This is a genomic window from Ensifer sp. EB106-03-01-XG145, assembly GCF_058792075.1.
In genome coordinates, this window is sequence record NZ_JBYTEC010000004.1 from 205,813 (window position 1) to 223,588 (window position 17,776).

Sequence of the window (17,776 nt, forward strand, 5' to 3'; positions counted from 1 at the left end):
CCTGCTACCCCCTCTTCGTGGAGCCGGCAGGAATGGGGTAGGAAGACGTCGCGCTTGTATTGCGCTTTTGTCTCCGGAGGCAGCCGGCCGCAAGTTTGTGCGGTGCCGCGTTCACCTTACCACCGTACCAGGCCAGGACGAGGTCGATGTTGATCGCCAGCCATAGCGCCTTATCAGCAAAACAAGACGATTTGGTCAAATTGGTCGCAATGTGGTGCCACCACGCCAACCCGCAAAGCGCGCGCAACACGGCGGGGTCCGTAAGTGCACCGTAGCTCTCCTCAAGTGTGGCACGCATTGGTGCCATGGCCTTCATCTCCTCGGGTGACAATTGCGGCACTTCCAAAAAACGGCGTACAACGAAACCCAGGTCTTCGCCGCTGCGCAATGCGCGTGCGGTCAGCAACAGGAAGATGACATCAAGGCCGGGCGGGGTATCCTGGGTGGCGGTCTCCCAGTCAATGATAGCACTCAAGCGGACATCAGCTTCATCTGGGCTGGACGTGAAAAGCAGGTTTCCGGGGGCGAAATCCCCATGGCCGAGGCTGAGAGACAACGAACGACCGCTCCAGAACTCGCGTTGCTGCGCCTGAAAGACAGCAAGTGCCTCTGCGCGCGACGCCGGGCCGAGCAAATGCGATTGCGATGCGCACACAATATCGGATCCATAATAGAGCCAGCTTTCCAGCCAATCCTGGTTGATTACCCCTTTTGTTCCTGTCAGCGAGTGCATTATGTGGATGGCGTCTATCGCTTGGGTGAGTGCGGAAAGGTACTGTTCAGACTTGGCAAATACCGAACGACCGTCGGCACCCGGCAACGCGCGCTCCGCGAGCTTCGCTCCTGATGGGTCAACAGAACTCGCGATAATCGTTGAAACCGCAAAATCAAGGTGTCGGAACGCGGGATTGCTGGCGAGCTCACGGCTACGTTCGATGTGGCGGGTAACTGCTCGGTGACCCTCTGGCGAGGTCGATGCCTTGAAGACGAGGAGTTCGTTCGCAGCGTCATCCGTCCGGAACATACCTGTTCGTACGTCGCTTTCACGGTAAAATTCCCGCACGGATTGCGCAGCTGGCGTTGCAAGTCCGGTGGCGGCACAGAAGCTCGCAATTGACGCCTCGAGAGGCGGCGCTGAATGCCGCCGCGGTGCGACATTGCTCCAGATCCGCGCCAGCGACGATAACAAACGCAATGTAAGATCGATCCGACCGGACGGTCCGAGACGGCGCGACAGGTCGCCTAACAGGCCGACCGCCGTTAAGCTGTGGGCGATCAGCCACGCGGCCGCCATCCCCAGAGCGCCATAGGCGACGACAAGCGGAGTGCCAAGACCAAGCACGACGACCAACGTTACGACTTGTGCCAGTGCAACAACTTGTGTCCGACCCGTCGCACGGTGGACGGCGAGAACGAGCGTGACGAGGCTCCAAGGCAGACAGGATATAGCGAGTAGGCGCAGCAGCGTCGAATTTGTAAACGAGACATCGATACCGAGCACCGTCAACAGAAGTGGCGCGCCTATGATCAGCACCAACACAACAGCTGCCAATGGCGCGATGGTGTAGAGCAAGGCATCTACAGCGAGCCGATGCAATTTCGACTTATCGAACGCGATTTCCGCCAATAGGGAGACGCCCATCGAACGGCTGATCAAATAGACCCCGTAGACGATTTCCCAGCTGATATAATAGACAGCCAGATTGGCCGAGCCTCCATAATGCAGGACGACGAGAGGCGCGATGCCCATTGCCGTCATTGAGGCGAGTGTACCCAGATAGTCCCATCCAAAATATCGAGTGAGCGCTCTGCGGTCAGCTCTCTGGGGCTCGCCGTTGATACGGTGTTGCGGAAGAAAACGGATAAAAATCAGCCAGTTAATGCCGGCCAACAAGAGTGGCAGCGGCAAGATCCACGCTGCATAGAGCCCAGCACCGAGAATGGAGGAGCCTGCAAATAGTGTAAGCAATAAAAGCTTGGCAACGGCGAATATGGCGTTTTCAATGGGCACGACCGTCGCCCGCCGCAAGCCCGCTAGCACGCTGTCCTGTAGGGCAAAGAGCGTCCAGGCGACCGTTGCGACCACGAAGGCTGCGGCTGAGATGGGCTGCTCTCGCAGGAAACCCAATTCGGGTGTGATACGGGAGATGAAAATGATGGCGAGCGTGGAAAGAAAAGCCGCCGCAATGGCGGCTAATGCATAGGCCCAAAGCACAAGACGCCGGACGCCCTCCTTCGCGGTCGCTGGTAGATAGCGGTTCAGAAAGTTGCCCATGTTGAGCTGCGAAATGTTTCCAAGCGCCAGCATGGTAGAGATGAGTGCTGCCCCAAGCCCGACTTGTTCGGGGGAGTAAAAGCGAGAAGCCAAGCCCCAGAAGGCGAGTCCGAGCACCGAAGTGAGCCCGGCGCTCGCGATTAGCGCGTAGCCGTTTTTTAGGAGTGCCGAGTTGGCAAGCGCAGCCAACGCTGGATAGGCCCGCGAGATCCGGGCCATGAAGTTGACATGGTCGTGGTTGTTACGCTGCAACATCAGCCGTCGTCCCGCTGCCAGATACGTACGTAGTCGACGAGGTACGCGGAGGGAAATTTCGTAGACTTCGATGGAGACCCCGCCCACTCACCACCAACAGCCAGATTGAGGAGCAGGTACATCTCTTCACTGGATATCGTCGGGACGTCCGTGTGTCGCCAGACCTCCTTGCCGTCGAGGTACCAAATGATCTTGTCCGCGTCCCAGGTCAGACTGTAGACGTGCCAGTTCGCCGTCAAGTCTGATGTCTCGACGTCCTTCCCGACGCTTTTCTTCTCAGAGGCCGCGTCAAGGTAATGATAGTGCATTCGCAACGTGGAGGATGAATCGCCGAGAACCTCCATAATATCGATTTCCGGACGGGATTTGCGTGTCTCCGGCAGAAGCCATATCGCGGCCCAGAACCCCTTGCCCGCAGGAACTTTTGCCTTGACTTCAACGTGGCCGTAACGGAACCGAACACGCGAGGGACGAGGCAGTTCGTCGTAGTCGCGCCCCGTGGTGACAATGCCGGAGGTGTAGTTGAAAGTCCGGTCTTCGATGCCCTTGGCCTTTTGTCGTCGAGCAGTGAGCCGTAAAAGTCCTTCGGACAGATTGACGTTTTCTGGTCGGTACCATTGCAGTTCGGCATTGCCGAGATTGGTACAGCCGTCCTTGTTCCACCAATAACAGGTGGTCCACTTTTCCCGGTCAAGTTCGGGCCCGTCGAAGTTATCTTCAAAGATCAGCCGCCACGAACCTTTGGCAGCGATCGGAACCGGTCCGTCAGCACGTGCCGCCGATGTTGCGAGACAGAGAGACAGGAGTATGGCGGTGATGGTGATCGATTGCCTAAGATACATCACGAAACCCCACCACGCGTTTGACTGTACTTCGGGCGAAACTGTCGAGGCTTGCGAGGGGAAGTCGCTCATAGCGGTATTCCGCATAGGGGATGGCGACCGCGCCGAAGCGAGATTTGAATTGGGCGAGCGAAGCGGAATTCCCAGTCTCGCCCATATGATAATGTGTACTGCCGAGCCGGCAGGCATCTTCGATCGCCCGGGCCTGAAGCAGGTATGTGGCGCGGCTTTCGCCAGCGATCTCCTCATCGATCGCGCCGCGCGTGTAATGGGCTTGGTGATGCATGAGCACCAATATTGCGGCAACGGGCCGGCCGTTGATGCGCGCCACATAGAGCCGAAAAGCCTCGCCGAGATGGCTCGCCATCTCGGCGAACTTTGAACGTGGATCACGGCGCAACCCACGGAAGCGTGCAAGTACTGCAGGTTCATGCTGCTTGCGCGCCCAACGCAACAACGAAAGTTCGAGCAGGCTGTGAAACTCTTCGATCAGTCGAGCGCTGTTACCTACTTCCACCTCAACGCCACATTTTTGGGCGCGTCGGATGTTAGTTCCAGCATTAGAGCGAAAGCGCGCCCGTACAACCTCCATCCCTCCGGCCAAGTCAACGACATGCGCCAGACGGGGAATGGTCGCCCAGCCGGGGCGGACAGCCTCAGCCCAGATATTCGCTAAACGAGGGTTTGGTCGGATTTTAAGTCCGACATAGGGCAACGTCTCAAGGTGAGCGAGAACGCAACGCAACTTGTCAGGCGAAATTCCCTGGTCAGAAAGCAGGCCACCGAACCCCCAGGCCGGCGGTGGCGACCAAGCGTAACGCAATGGGGCGACACCCTTGGTAAATAGGGGCAATACCGCTTGGGCACCGTCGGCGAAATGGAAGTACTGCGGGCTGCATCTGTAGTTGCCGATGGCAGTGACGGCTTGTGCCCATTGGGGCGACTGGCTGACGAGCGCGGTCCGGTCACTTTGATAGAGATCAAGCCAAACGGCATCTGAGGCCGGCCCACTGGATTGGATGAGGTGACCAAAGGCGTTAGGGCCGATCGGTTGCGTTGATGCCGTCTCCAAACTCATACAGCCGATCCAGCGCTTCCCTCATGGTCGTTCATCCGTGCGCTTCACAAGCATAAGACGAATAAGCAGGAAATGAAATGCCCGAGAATGATCTCTTAGGGGGCGTGCATCTTCACAATTTTGTGCTTTACTAATGTAGGACAACACACTGGCAGGTTATGCTTGGAGCCAGCAAATGCCGCATCGATCGCAAAACCGAATATTGACGGCGAAACAGAAGCTCAAAAAGATGAACTGGCGCGTCACAAGGTTCCTTACCGCTGGCGCCGTCTGGATGTTTGCGGTCTTACCGGCGTCAGCCCAATCGGTGGTGCTCAATACGCAGGAAGTTTCCTTACCGTATCTCGCGCGGGCACTTGAGCAGGCTTACCAATTGCCGCTTCTGTTAGACGCCGGCGCTTCGCCGGCCGAACGAAAGGAGGCGCTCGCGACCGAAAAGGCCCGGCTCAAGGGCGTGATCGCCGGCTTTGGCTATTTGGACGCGGATGTCTCCGAGGAGGATCAGAAAGGGCAAATAGTTCTCCACCCCAAGCTTGGTGATCTCTACAGGGTGACGTCCGTCGAACTCAAGGGCATTCGTCCATCGGAACTGGACCGTGAGGTCCTCGATCGGCTCGCCGCGATCATTGATGAGTTTGTCGGGCAGCCCGCGACAACATTCGTCGTTGATACGTTCACTCGGCGTATCCTCCAAATCGTCACCGCCCAAGATTTCGCGCACGCACGGCGACGGGCAACGGATTGGGTCCGTAAGGGCGAGGGTGTCGCGACTGCGGTCATTGATCTCGACCTGGGCCCCCGCAGCCGTTTCGGTGAGGTTCGATTTAGTGGCGCTCTTCGCATGCAATCCGAACTCCAGCGCCTCGTTCCCTTTCGTTCCGGCGACCGCTACAGCGCCGCAGCTGTCGAACAGCTACGTCACAATATTGAGGCCCTTGGTACTGTGAAGTCTGTAAGGATTGCCATAGGTAAAGACGAAGACGGAATGGTCCCGATCGATGTCAGGATCCGCGAAGCGCCTGCAAATCTCGAGACGCTGCGCCATACGAACCCGCTCGACGTTGGAAGTGGCCTCGCCGCGATCGCAGGTCTATTTTTTGTTCAGATGGGAGCACAGACCGGCTTGCCGCGATCCCGGTTGCGCCCATTAATATGGTGCACAGGTGGCTGCCTATTGATATTTGCAGTGTTGGCGGCTCTCAGGCTCGTTAGCTTCTTAGCTTGACGCCGGCATGGGTTAGGCTGAACGTGTGCTATTGCTCGCCTTTGGGCGTCGAAATAAGCGTTCCGACAATCAGTGGGCCGTTGACCGGCTGGCGTTGACTGGCGGCCTGACCGAGAACAGCGTCAATCTCTTCCTTAAGCGCCTGGCCTTTGGCGACGAGCGCCGCTTCGGCCTCGATTAAGGTAGCGTTATCCGCGCTTGCGGTCGTTGCGATGGAATGTCGCAATTCCCTCAAGTCCGCAATCAGAGCGTTCCACTCTTCCATGAGCTTCATCCACCGCTTGACTGGGTCCGTTGCCGGTGCCTTGGCGATATGTTCTTCCGACTGCATCAGCCTCGCTTGCCTTTGATTGCACGGTGATCTGCATCATGCCTCGCGTCGCAAGATACGCGATTCCCACATGATAAGCCATCGATCTTGCAACCTTAGTGGGTCGCAACTCTCCGTTATCCCTCAGAATTAGGCAAATTCAATCGGTTAGATTCGACTGAGCTCAGCTTTGCGAGACGCTATGTTGTGCTTCTTCGGCACGCAAACCAGGAAATCCGGAGGAGAGCTTTTGTTTAACTGCCGCAGCGACGAGACGCTGTGGTCACGACAACGTGTGTGGATAGCGGTCAGCCACATGCGCTCGCAGTGTAGCCCCGCTCGTCATTGATCTCCGGCGACTCCTTTCATTTAAGGGGTTGCTGATATTTAGGTTTATGTATTGAAATTAGGAAAATATCTTATTTTCCAGAGAAAAATAAAGGGTCTAAATATAACGACGCCGGAGAAATTGCGTCCGTGAGAGAATTTGTTTCCTAAATTTTTTTGTGAATGGAACTATTCCATCTGTTATACTGCGACATATTTCTGCAATAAAACGGCAGCATCGAGCCTGTATTGGAATAAACCAAGGAAAATAACGGCTTCTGCTATAAAATGCTCTTTTTCAAGAAATTCACGCGGTAGTTTACAAAGTTAGAATATTGTAATAAAACTGAATATGTACAAGTATTACACACTTTTCTCTTCCGCGGCCATCTGCATGACCGGGGATGAACGCTTATTGTTTTCAATTTTCTTTCTTTTTTTGGTTGGAGGATTTTGAATAAAATGGGTGAGCATTTTCACAATTCGTTAAGAGCAGCCCTCCGCCCGTCCACCATGGACAGGGCCATCGTTGTCCCGAGGGTCAGTGTCATCGTCCCTACGGTAAATGAGGCAAAAAACCTACCGCATGTCCTGCCACGCATACCCGCCTGGATAGACGAGGTCATCCTTGTCGACGGAAACTCTACCGACGGCACCGTCGCCGTTGCGCGCGAACTTATGCCCGATATCGTCGTAATAGAGCAGCCGCGCCTTGGAAAAGGGGTGGCGCTTGCTGCTGGTTTCGCCGCGGCCCGCGGAGACATCCTCATCACCCTTGATGCGGATGGTTCCGCTGACCCCGAAGAGATGACTGGTTTTGTGGGCGCATTGCTTGCAGGCGCCGATTTCGTAAAGGGTTCGCGGTTTCTCCAAGGCGGCGATACGCGTGACATGGAGTGGTACCGACGTCTTGGAAACTGGGGTCTTCTGCAATTGGTGCGTCTGCGCTTCGGCGGCCGCTATAGCGATCTTTGCTACGGTTACAACGCCTTCTGGCGTGACGTTTTACCCCATTTGCGGGTCGAGTCCGCGACCGGTTTCGAGATCGAAACGCAAATGAATATCCGCGCGCTCCAAGCAGGCCTCGCCATAGCGGAGCTTCCGAGCCGGGAATATGCGCGGATTCACGGCGTCAGCAACCTACGCACGATCCCCGATGGCTGGCGCGTCCTGAAGACAATTGCTCGGCTGGGCCTCAGTCAACACAGTCGCGCCGGTGCCTTGGCCAGAAACCGTACGCAGCGGGCAGGTTGAGGCCTGCCATGTCTTCGATTGCGGTTGTGATCTGCGCTTACTGCGATGAGCGCCGCCTACAACTGGGCGACGCTATTAACTCGGTATTGAAACAAACCCGCAAACCTGATCGGCTCGTCGTCGTCATCGACCACAACGACGACTTGCTGCGGGACATGCGGACCTTTTACCCAGGTGTCGAGGTGATCGCCAATGACGGGGCAAAAGGTCTCTCGGGTGCGCGAAACACCGGCGTGCGTGCCGCCGCGCCCTGCGATATCGTTGCATTTCTTGACGACGACGCTGTCGCCGAAGCCGACTGGCTGCAACGGCTCGCTCTGCACTATGTGGATCCAAACATTATCGGCGTCGGTGGCAAGGTGCTGCCACTTTGGCCAGATCAGCGACCGCGCTGGTTTCCAGAAGAATTCCAGTGGGTGGTCGGCTGCAGTTACAAGGGCCTGCCGAACAGGCTGAGCCCGGTTCGCAATCCGATTGGCTGCAATATGTCGTTCCGACGGACGGTCTTTGATGCCGTGGGCGGCTTTCGCGAAGGTCTCGGTCGCAGTGGCCAGGATGCCGCCGGGTGCGAGGAAACAGAGCTTTGCATTCGCGCCCGCCGGCACTTCCCGGCAGCAGTCATTCTCTACGATCCGCTAGCCGTGGTTCATCACCACGTTACCAGAGAACGGACGCGGTGGGCCTACTTCCGCAGACGATGCCAGGCTGAGGGACGCTCGAAAAGTGCGGTGGTCGAGACCGCAGGGGCGGGCGAAAAGCTTGGTGCCGAGCGTGCCTATGTTACCCGCACCTTGCCGGCCGGCGTCATTCGCGGCTTGATGGATATGGTGACGCGACTTGACCCTTCGGGGCCGATGCGTGCGTTCACAATCATCGCGGGGCTTATGTTTACGACGGCAGCCTATCTTGCCGCAAAATTCTCCAGACACGTCGGTCCGTTTCGCCCAATCAAGATCGTAGACATAGACCATACCAAGCCACTTCCGCCGATCGACCTTACCAGGCCGGGCGGCGATGTGCCCTATGGCGGCGTTTTCTGTTTGATCCGCTCTGGCGCGCAGCCGCTCGCACTCGTCGAGTTGCAGCATTCTGGCCCCGTGATTGCGCCTGCAGACTTGCTCGCGGAGATCGGCTCCGTGCGCTCCTTGCCTTCAGATAACTCCTACCGTGCGCCTACGCGTGAAAGGGTGGCGGTGGTGATTGCAACGCGTGATCGCGCAGAGAGCCTGGATCGCTGCCTCGCGTCGCTGTTTGATCAGACCCGCGCCCCCGATGAGGTGCACGTTGTAGACAACGCTCCGGCCTCGTCGGCGACATTGGATCTGATTTCGACACAGTACCGCGGACGAGTGCACTATGTGCTTGAGCCAACCCCGGGGCTCGGACGGGCACACAATACTGGCCTGCGCTACGTGTCCAGCGACATCGTTCTTTTTACCGATGATGACGTCGTGCTCGACCGACATTGGGTCGAAGCGATGGCTGCGCCGATGGAGGAGGATAAGGCTGTCGGTTGCGTGACCGGTTTGATCCTGCCAGCCGAACTCGAAACTCGGGCGCAGGTCTGGACGGAGCGGCACGGCGGCTTCGGGAAGGGGCTGCAACGTCGAGTTTACGATTTGGAGGCGAACCGTCCCAAAAGCATGCTCTTTCCCTTCACCGCTGGTCAATTCGGCTCCGGTGCCAACATGGCGTTCCGGGCAAGTGTGTTGCGCCGGGTTGGCTGCTTCGATGCAGCACTCGGTGCTGGAACGCTGGCGCGTGGCGGCGATGACCTTGCTGCCTTCTTCGCCATCGTTAGCGGCGGCTTTAGACTGGTCTACCAGCCTCAGGGCATTATCTGGCACTACCACCGCCGCGGTGAAGACGGCATGCGTCGGCAAGCCTTTTGTTATGGCATGGGGCTTGGCGCCTACCTGACGAAGATCGTTGTCGACGAACCACGTCGGGCTATTCGGCTCGCTGCGGCATTTCCAGCAGGCATCTTACACATGGCCGGGCCGACGTCGCAGAAAACCGCGCGGCTTCCGAGCGACTACCCGCTGCGGCTCGTCTGGATGGAGCGCCTTGGCATCCTTGCAGGTGTACCAGGCTATTTGCGCAGCCGGGCAAAACGTCGGCGCGACGATCGACCGCGTAATGGCATTGACGCAAGACGACCGGCAGAAAGAGAGGTTTGACATGCAAGCTATCCCGATCCTGGTCTATCACAGCGTCGGCCGTACTTGCGGCCCGGCCTATCGACGCTGGCTGGTGACCGAGCGGGAGTTGGACGCACATCTCCAGGCCCTGACGCAGCGCGGCTACCGCTCAATGACGGTTCGCGACCTTGCGCTATTGCGTTGCAGCGGACAACCGATCCCTCCGCGCACCTGCGTCATTACCTTCGACGATGGACTTCGCGACTTTGCCGAAGGCGCGATGCCAGTTCTGGTCGACCGGAAGTTTGCCGCCACACTCTATGTCGCCACCGGTTTCGTGGGGGCGACCGCCCGATGGCTTGCGGATCTCGACGAAGGCAATCGCCCGATGCTCAACTGGACCGCGCTGCGTGACCTGCACGACGCCGGGATCGAGATCGGCGCGCACTCTGTAACTCATCCCGAACTTGACACACTGTCCTTTGGAAAGGCTACCAGCGAGCTTCGCGACAGCAAGAGGGCCCTGGAAGACGGGTTGGGCGCGGCAGTCACCACATTCGCATACCCTCATGGCTACGCGTCCCGCGCAACGCGCAGGATTGCAAAAGATGCAGGCTACCTCGCCGCCTGCCGTGTTCGTCACGCGCTCAGCGACGAGACGGAAGATCTCTTCGCTCTTTCTCGCATTGTTGTCACCAGTGAAGTGACGCCAGACGCGCTCTTGGATATGATCGAGACGCCGCAGCTTCCCGTCGCACCGCCAGCCGATCGGCTGATTGCCACCGGTTGGCGCGCAGCAAGACGCCTGCGCGCCTTGCACCGCTCGGTGTTTCCAAGGCGCCAAGTGGCCGGATCAGAAAGTGGGGCGTGATGAGTTCCTCGGGCTGGATCGGACTTGTCGCTGTCGGTGTCCTCTTGGCCGGGTCGGCGTCTGCCGCCGCGCCGGAAACCTCAGCGATCGACCCTCTATCCCAACACGATCGGCCTGAAGGAGGGCAACAGGTTGTCTTCCAGCCCAACCTTGGCCGGGCATTGGCGCAACTGGCTGACCTCTACATTGCACGCAAGGTCGATGCCACGACCGTGGATCGTCTGCTCGGCGAGTATGAAGGTATGCTGCGCAATGCCGGGCCGGATGCGATTGTCGCGGTATCGCAGCCGAGAGGCTCGGGTGAGGTTGTCAACGAAGCGCCCGATGGCGCCCGCGTGCTTACTCTCTACGAACGTGCGGCGGCCTACGGCTATCGGGGCGCGCTGTTTGGTCTCGGTGATCTCTACAGTCGTGGCGAACTCGTGCCTCGCAACCCCGAAAAGGCATTTGCCGCTTATGCCGAGGCGGCAAATCAGGGGATCCCCGCGGCGCAGTTGCGGATGGCGGAATTGATGATCCGCGGTGAGGGCACGAAACGCGATGTGAAGGCAGGCGAGGCGAGCCTGCGCGTGCTCGGTCAATCCGAAAATCCCAGCGTGCTGGAGCTAGTAGCTGAGCTTTGTCTTTCCGGACGCATACCGGAACAGACCGATATCGCGGTTTCGGCGCTGCGCAAGGCGGCAGATTTGGGTTCCGCAAGGGCGCACTTCAGGCTCGGCGAACTCTACTACGCCGGAACAGTCCTGGTTTCGGACTACTCCGCCGCGCTTGTTCATTACCGTCTCGCTGCGGGACACGGAAATGTGGAGGCGAAGGTTCGGATTGCCGAAATGCAGGCGCGCGGTCAAGGCATGGCCCGCGACGTGACGAAGGCGGTGCGCGAATTGCAGGCTCTGGCCGATCTCGGCGCGCCGATTGCCGACCTCTCCCTTGGAAGTCTCTATCTGAAAGGCGATGTCGTGCTGGCCGACCCGGTTCGTGCGGCAAAATACTTCCGTCAGGCCGCCGCCCGTGGCAGCGGGACGGCGCTGATGCAGCTTGGAGACCTCTATGCGGACGAGGGGGCGGTGACTGGCGACTATGGTCCAGCCGTTCAAAGCTATCAACAGGCCGCAGCGAACGGCAATCCAGGCGCGAGAGTACGGCTTGCGGAAATGAAGGCGCGAGGGCGCGGAATGCCGCGGGATCTTGCCACGGCGACGACGGAACTGATGACGCTTGCAAGTGCAGGAGAGGCCGGCGCCTCTTTGGCGCTTGCCGATCTCTATGGCGAAGGGCGCGCGTTAGCCATCGAGCCCGCCAAGGCTCTGATCTACTATCGACAGGCCGCCGCTCAGGGCAGTGTCACGGCGTTGCTCCGGCTCGGGGAATTCCATTCGCAAGGCGAGTTATCCCGACCCGAGTACGGACGTGCGTTGGAATACTATCGTGCCGCAATCGCTAGGGGCAGCGTCAGTGCAAAGGTCCGGTTGGCAGAAATGATGGCCATGGGCCGAGGCGTGCCACAGGATGTCGCCGCTGCCAAAGTTGAACTGGAAAACCTTGCAGCCCGCGGCGAGGGGGAGGCATCCCTTCTTTTGGGTGATTTCTACGCCCGTGGGGATGTCATGCCAGCCGATCCTGCCCAAGCCTGGCTCCACTATCGGCGTGCTGTCGATCAAGGAAGCGTCGCTGCGCTGACACGGCTTGGCGATCTCTACGCCGGCAACGGTAGGGCTACGCCAGACTATACCCTCGCGCAGGACTACTATCGGCGCGCCGTCAGCAGAGGAAGCGTGAGCGCCCAGGTGCGGCTCGCAGAAATGGCGGCTCACGGGCAGGGGGGCGTTCGCAACGTATCGACGGCGATGCGAATTTTGACCTCGCTTGCCGAACGGAGTGAACCGGCTGCCGCCCTTAGCTTGGGTGATCTCTATTACTCCGGGGAAGTCACCCGGGCGGATCCGGCACGCGCAACCGCATATTACCAGCACGCTGCCGCGCTTGGAAGCATAACGGCCTTGCTTCGACTGGGCGATCTCTACCTCACCCAGGGCGCACTAACGGGCGACTATAGGGCCGCAAGAGTAAGCTATGAGCAGGCAGCGGCGAGGGGAAACGTCGGTGCGAAGGTGCGGCTCGCGGAAATGAAGGCGAGAGGACGCGGCACAACGCAGGACGTTGCAGCCGCGAAGGCAGAGTTGGATTCTCTCGCGTCGACCGGGGACGCGGGCGCTTCGCTATCGCTCGGCAATCTATACAGTGACGGACAGGCTCTGGCAGCCGAGCCGGCTCAGGCCCTCTTCTACTATCAGCAGGCAGTTGCACAGGGCAGTGTCACGGCGCTTCTTCGCCTTGGCGACCTTTATTCCGACGGTGAACGGACCGCCGCCGATTACGCGCGCGCCATCGAGTTCTATCGCCAGGCCGCAGATGCAGGAAACGTCAACGCAAAGATACGGGTGGCGGAGATGAAGTCGCGGGGGCGCGGCATCCACCAGGACATCGCCGCCGCGAAAGCCGGACTCGAGCAGCTCGCAACTGCGGGCGAGGCAGATGCCTCACTGGCTCTCGGCGACCTCTATGGTAGGGGCGAAGTCGTCGCGTTCGATCCTGAGAAAGCTCTCAGCCAGTATCGGCAGGCTGCCGATGGGGGCAGCGTGACCGCCTTGTTGCGGCTCGGCGACTTTTATTCACAAGGCCAACCGACGATGCTCGACTACGGGCTTGCGCAGGACTTTTACCGTCAAGCGGTCGGCCGGGGGAATGTGAGCGCCAAGATCCGGCTCGCCGAAATGCAAGCACGCGGGCAAGGTATTGCGCGGGACGTTGTGGCCGCGACCCGGGAACTGACCGAGCTCGCGCAGCGGGGTGAGACGGCTGCCGCGCTGGCGTTGGGCGACCTCTATGGCAGGGGAGAAGCCGTACCGGTCAATCCGACGCAGGGTTTGCAATATTATCGCCAGGCGGCCACGCAAGGCAGCATGACTGCGTATTTGCGGCTTGGCGACCTCTATTCCGCCGGCACCACATCGGCGACGGATTACGCGGCAGCGCTAGACCACTACCGCCGCGCTGCTGAACGAGGGAATTTGGTGGCGAAGGTTCGGCTCGCCGAAATGAAGGCGCGCGGCCAGGGTATGGCGCCGGATATCGCGTCGGCGACAAGCGAATTGACCGCCCTGGCAAAAGGAGGAGAAAAAGCCGCAGCGATTGCGCTTGGCGAACTCTACAGCAATGGACAGGTCGTGCCTGCCGACCCAACCCTTGCTGCCGGCTATTATCGCCGCGCCGGAGAGCTTGGTAGCGTTGAGGCAAGGGTGCGGCTCGCGGAGATGGAGGCAAGAGGGCAGGGCGTCCAGCAAGACGTGACGGCTGCCACCGCCGATCTGGCGACGCTTGCCAAGGGAGGGGAGGCCAGCGCGTCCCTCGCCCTTGGTGATCTTTATGCTGAAGGAAAGGTCGTACCTCAAGATCCATCAGCCGCCGTCAACTACTATAGGCAGGCGATCTCGCAGGGAAGCGCCACCGCACATCTTCGCTTGGCCAATCTTTACTCTGCTGGCGGTCTTTTGGCGACGAACTACGCCGGAGCGTTCGACCAATATCGCCAGGCGGCAGAGCGCGGCAGCAACGAGGCAAAGATCCGGATGGCTGAAATGACGGCGCGGGGCCAGGGGACTGCCCGCGACGTAGCAACGGCAACGCGTGAATTGATTGCGCTCGCCGACAGGGGAGAGACCGCCGCTGCGATCTCGCTTGGGGACCTTTATGGCGCGGGAGACGTGGTCCCAGCCGATCCGGTGAGAGCGCTGCATTACTACCGGCAGGCCGCCCAGAACGGCAGTATTACCGCGTTGCTGAGACTGGGGAGCTATTACTCCGAAAGCGGGTCGCCAGTGGCGGACTTTGCTCTGGCGCAAAACTATTATCGGCAGGCTGCCGGTCGGGGGAACACAGAGGCCGCAGTCCGGCTCGCCGAAATGAAGGCTCGGGGACAGGGCATGGCGCGGGATGTGGCATCGGCCACACACGAATTGGCTGCCCTGGCAGAAAAGGGAGAGACGGTAGCCGCGCTTTCTCTCGGTGAGCTCTATCGCCAGGGGGAGGTTGTGCAAGCCGACCCTGGGCGCACGGTCGAGTACTATAGCCAGGCGGCCGAGCGCGGCAGCGTGACGGCGATGATACGTCTCGGCGAGTTTTACTCCAAGAGCCAGACGGCCATGACTGACTACGCTCGCGCGCAAAACTTCTACCGTCAGGCGGCAAGCCAGGGTAGCGTTGAGGCGAAGGTCCGGCTTGCGGAAATGAAAGCTCGGGGCCTTGGCGTTCCGCAGGACCTCGCGGCGGCCCAGGCCGAGCTTAAAAGCCTTGCTGCGTCCGGTCGACAGGAGGCTTCACTGGCATTGGGTGATCTTTATGGTGACGGAAAAGTTGTCCCGGCTGATCCCGCCCAAGCAGTGCAATATTTCCGGCAAGCCGCGTCGCAAGGCAGCACCACGGCGAATGTTCGATTGGGCGACCTCTATTACGCGGGCAAGGGGGTGAGGACGGACTTTGCAGCCGCCTTCGATCACTATCGCCGCGCGGCAGAGCGGGGCAATTTGGAGGCCAAGGTTCGGCTTGCGGAAATGCGGGCGCAGGGCAAGGGCATCCCCCAGGACCTCTCCGCTGCCAAGACCGAGCTGGAAGACCTTGCCGCCCGCGGCGGGGCTGAAGCGTCGCTTGCCGTCGGCGATCTCTACAACAAAGGAGAGGCTGTGCCTGCCGATCGCGCCCGCGCGGCGGACTATTATCGACAGGCCGCCGCGCAAGGCAATGTCGCCGCATTGCTGCGGCTTGGGGATTTCTATTCGCAAAGCGAGGCAGCCACGACCGACTTTCCGCTGGCCCAAAGCTACTACCGCCGGGCGGCAGAACAGGGCAACGTCGAGGCGAAGATACGGCTTGCAGAGATGCAGGCCCGAGGCCAAGGTGGAGAGCAGAACCTGGAGGCCGCCAGTGCCGAATTGGCGGCGCTTGCCGACAGAGGCGAAGCCAGCGCTGCACTCGCCCTTGGCGATCTCTATGGACGTGCAGGCGTGATGCCTAATGATCCGATCCGGGCCGCCCACTACTACGAACAAGCCGCAAAACAAGGGAGTTTGACGGCGCTGCTGCGGCTCGGCGACGTTTATCGAGGTCGCGAACCAGGCAAGGCCTTCGCCGCCTTTAGCGCAGCGGCCAAGCAGGGTAGTCTAGACGGCAGCCTGCGTGTTGCGGAGCTGACGATCCGTGGTGAAGGAACGTTACGCGATGTCCCGCAAGGCGTTGCGACGATGCGTTCGCTCGCCGAAAGTGACAATCCGAACGTACTGGAAGCGCTGGCCGACCTCTGCTTGTCCGGTCGCGTGCCGATGCAGCCGGAACTCGGCATCACAACCTTGGAGCGCGCTGCGCGCCTCGGCTCGGTGCCGGCGCATGTACGGCTCGGCGATCTCTACGCCGCCGGGAATGCCGTAACGGTCAACTATGCCCTCGCGCTAGAGCACTATCGCCAGGCGGCCGATCAAGGCAGCCTGGAGGCAAAGGTGCGGCTCGCTGAAATGAAGGCACTCGGCCGGGGCATGGCTCCCGACGCGGGAGGCGCCACCGGCGAACTGGCGATGCTTGCCGCCCAAGGTGAAGCGGGCGCGGCCTACTCTTTGGGCGACCTTTACGCCAAGGGTCAAACGGTGCCAGCTGATCCGCTGCGGGCTCGGCAATATTACCAGCAAGCCGCAGATCAAGGCAGCGTGAGGGCCATGTTGAGGCTTGGCGACGGCTATCGGTCGGACGATCCAGGTAAGGCGTTTGCGGTCTATAGCACAGCAGCAGATCAAGGTAACCTGGAAGGCCAGCTACGTGTCGCCGAACTGACAATCAGGGGCGAGGGGACACAGCCAGACGTGAATGCCGGCATGGCGGAGCTTCGTGCACTCGGAGCAAGCGAGAGCCCGGACCTCCTGGTCACACTCGCCGAACTCTACCTCTCCGGACATATCCCTTTGCAGCCAGCGCTTGCCGTCTCGGCGCTTGAGAAGGCGGCGCATTTGGGATCCGTCCGGGCGCATCTACGGCTGGGCGACCTTTATTCCGAGGGAGATGATGTAAAGGCGGACTACAGCGCTGCGCTTGAGCACTATCGCCAGGCAGCCGAGCAGGGCGATGTGGACGCCAAAATACGCCTTGCCGAGATGGAAGCACGCGGCCAGGGCATAAAGAAGGACGTCGCTTCGGCGGTCAATGTGCTTTCATCGCTGGCGGCTGAGGGCTCAGCTTCCGCCCTGCTCTCCCTCGGTGACATTTACGGCGGGGGGCAAGTTACTGCGCAAGATCCGAAGCTGGCTGTGAAACATTATAAGGCCGCGGCGGAGCAGGGTAGCGTTTCAGCGATGCTCAGACTCGGTGATGCCTACAACAACGGACGTCTTGTCCCACGCAATACGAAGGAGGCCGAAAGGTACTACCAGATGGCCTTCGAAATGGGGAACCCGGGTGCCAGCGTGGCGCTCGGCCGCTTCAAGGCGTCGACAAAGACCCGCAAGAATGCAGCTGCGGGCATGGTCTTGCTCCAACGCTCCGCAGACGAGAAAGTGGTCGGAGCATCATCGGTTGTCGCCGAGGCCCTATTTTACGGTCACGGCGTCACGCGCAGCAGCAAGAAGGCTCTCGCCGTCCTGCAGAAAGCTGCCAAGGAGGGCGATCGGATTGCCGCGATCGATTTGATCGAAGCCTATCGTGATGGCAAGCGCGATGGCCGCACACAACTCGTAAGAAGGGACAACGCGAAGGCGAAGTCAGTCTTGCTCGCGTCGGCGGACCTGCTTTCCGGTCCGGAAATGAGCGTGCAAACCTTCCTGCTGGATGCATCGATCGCAAATGCCAAAGCGTTTGCGGCGCTCAGCAACAGGTTTAAGTCCCTGACACAACCGGAACGCCAAAGGGTCGTGCGTGACTTGGCAAGGACCAACCCTCGACTGTTTGCCTACCTGATGGAAGCACAATTGCGACAGAGGGGGGTTCGCGTCGGGCCAATTGACGGTCGCCTCAACTCGGCTGCCCAAACAGCAATGGTCCGGCATTGCCGCACGCTTCTGCCGGCACGCCAATGCAATCAAGGTTTTTCGGCGCCCCGCGTCGTTGAGACACTTACTCAAATGTTTTGACACAATTCAACTATCGTCGGAATTTTGCGTCG

Annotated in this window: 9 protein-coding genes; 5 read left to right on the plus strand and 4 right to left on the minus strand. The window is 59.8% G+C overall.

Annotation, left to right across the window (positions count from 1 at the left end):
• Nucleotides 1-4: 4 nt before the first annotated feature.
• From AC3WWH_RS13435 to AC3WWH_RS13445, 3 genes are read right to left on the minus strand one after another with little or no spacing between them, the layout of a single operon-like run.
• Entirely contained in the window at nt 5-2,530 is a 2,526-nt protein-coding gene (locus AC3WWH_RS13435) for a phosphotransferase (RefSeq protein ID WP_492377043.1), read from the minus strand.
• On the minus strand, nt 2,530-3,372 hold the full coding sequence (locus AC3WWH_RS13440) for a glycoside hydrolase family 16 protein (RefSeq protein ID WP_058321412.1): 843 nt from the start codon (nt 3,370-3,372) through the stop codon (nt 2,530-2,532). Before AC3WWH_RS13440 ends, AC3WWH_RS13435 begins: the two co-directional genes overlap by 1 nt.
• A complete protein-coding gene (locus AC3WWH_RS13445) occupies nt 3,362-4,450 on the minus strand; it encodes a GNAT family N-acetyltransferase (protein WP_082640719.1) in 1,089 nt (362 codons plus the stop codon). The genes AC3WWH_RS13440 and AC3WWH_RS13445 overlap by 11 nt, the downstream gene beginning before the upstream one ends.
• A 175-nt stretch (nt 4,451-4,625) precedes the next feature.
• Here AC3WWH_RS13445 and AC3WWH_RS13450 point away from each other — a divergent pair, with 175 nt between their 5' ends.
• Nucleotides 4,626-5,675: a POTRA domain-containing protein gene (locus AC3WWH_RS13450; RefSeq protein WP_113399574.1), complete on the plus strand. Its 1,050-nt coding sequence runs from the start codon at nt 4,626-4,628 to the stop codon at nt 5,673-5,675.
• 28 nt (nt 5,676-5,703) lie between these two features.
• On the opposite strand, the gene AC3WWH_RS13455 is transcribed toward AC3WWH_RS13450, so the two are convergent.
• Complete coding sequence (locus AC3WWH_RS13455) at nt 5,704-6,006, minus strand: hypothetical protein (protein WP_492377044.1); 303 nt, start codon at nt 6,004-6,006, stop codon at nt 5,704-5,706.
• Between the two features lie 768 nt (nt 6,007-6,774).
• Here AC3WWH_RS13455 and AC3WWH_RS13460 point away from each other — a divergent pair.
• Genes AC3WWH_RS13460 through AC3WWH_RS13475 form a run of 4 tightly spaced genes read left to right on the plus strand, consistent with a single transcriptional unit; the run spans nt 6,775 to nt 17,744 of the window.
• Entirely contained in the window at nt 6,775-7,566 is a 792-nt protein-coding gene (locus AC3WWH_RS13460; RefSeq protein ID WP_058321446.1) for a glycosyltransferase family 2 protein, read from the plus strand.
• Nucleotides 7,567-7,574: 8 nt separating this feature from the next.
• Entirely contained in the window at nt 7,575-9,746 is a 2,172-nt protein-coding gene (locus AC3WWH_RS13465; RefSeq protein WP_492377045.1) for a glycosyltransferase family 2 protein, read from the plus strand.
• 1 nt (nt 9,747) lies between these two features.
• Nucleotides 9,748-10,578 carry a polysaccharide deacetylase family protein gene (locus AC3WWH_RS13470; protein ID WP_058321417.1) on the plus strand — a complete coding sequence of 277 codons (831 nt, stop codon included), beginning with the start codon at nt 9,748-9,750 and terminating at the stop codon, nt 10,576-10,578.
• A complete protein-coding gene (locus tag AC3WWH_RS13475) occupies nt 10,578-17,744 on the plus strand; it encodes a tetratricopeptide repeat protein (protein ID WP_492377102.1) in 7,167 nt (2,388 codons plus the stop codon). Before AC3WWH_RS13470 ends, AC3WWH_RS13475 begins: the two co-directional genes overlap by 1 nt.
• The last annotated feature ends 32 nt before the right edge of the window (nt 17,745-17,776 follow it).

Bases quoted from the DNA above. Each gene is read 5' to 3' on its own strand.
- AC3WWH_RS13435 (WP_492377043.1), bottom strand. From the start codon at position 2,530: ATGTTGCAGCGTAACAACCACGACCATGTCAACTTCATGGCCCGGATC.
- AC3WWH_RS13470 (WP_058321417.1), top strand. From the start codon at position 9,748: ATGCAAGCTATCCCGATCCTGGTCTATCACAGCGTCGGCCGTACTTGC.
- AC3WWH_RS13455 (WP_492377044.1), bottom strand. From the start codon at position 6,006: ATGCAGTCGGAAGAACATATCGCCAAGGCACCGGCAACGGACCCAGTC.
- AC3WWH_RS13450 (WP_113399574.1), top strand. From the start codon at position 4,626: ATGCCGCATCGATCGCAAAACCGAATATTGACGGCGAAACAGAAGCTC.
- AC3WWH_RS13465 (WP_492377045.1), top strand. From the start codon at position 7,575: ATGTCTTCGATTGCGGTTGTGATCTGCGCTTACTGCGATGAGCGCCGC.
- AC3WWH_RS13475 (WP_492377102.1), top strand. From the start codon at position 10,578: ATGAGTTCCTCGGGCTGGATCGGACTTGTCGCTGTCGGTGTCCTCTTG.
- AC3WWH_RS13445 (WP_082640719.1), bottom strand. From the start codon at position 4,450: ATGAGTTTGGAGACGGCATCAACGCAACCGATCGGCCCTAACGCCTTT.
- AC3WWH_RS13440 (WP_058321412.1), bottom strand. From the start codon at position 3,372: ATGTATCTTAGGCAATCGATCACCATCACCGCCATACTCCTGTCTCTC.
- AC3WWH_RS13460 (WP_058321446.1), top strand. From the start codon at position 6,775: ATGGGTGAGCATTTTCACAATTCGTTAAGAGCAGCCCTCCGCCCGTCC.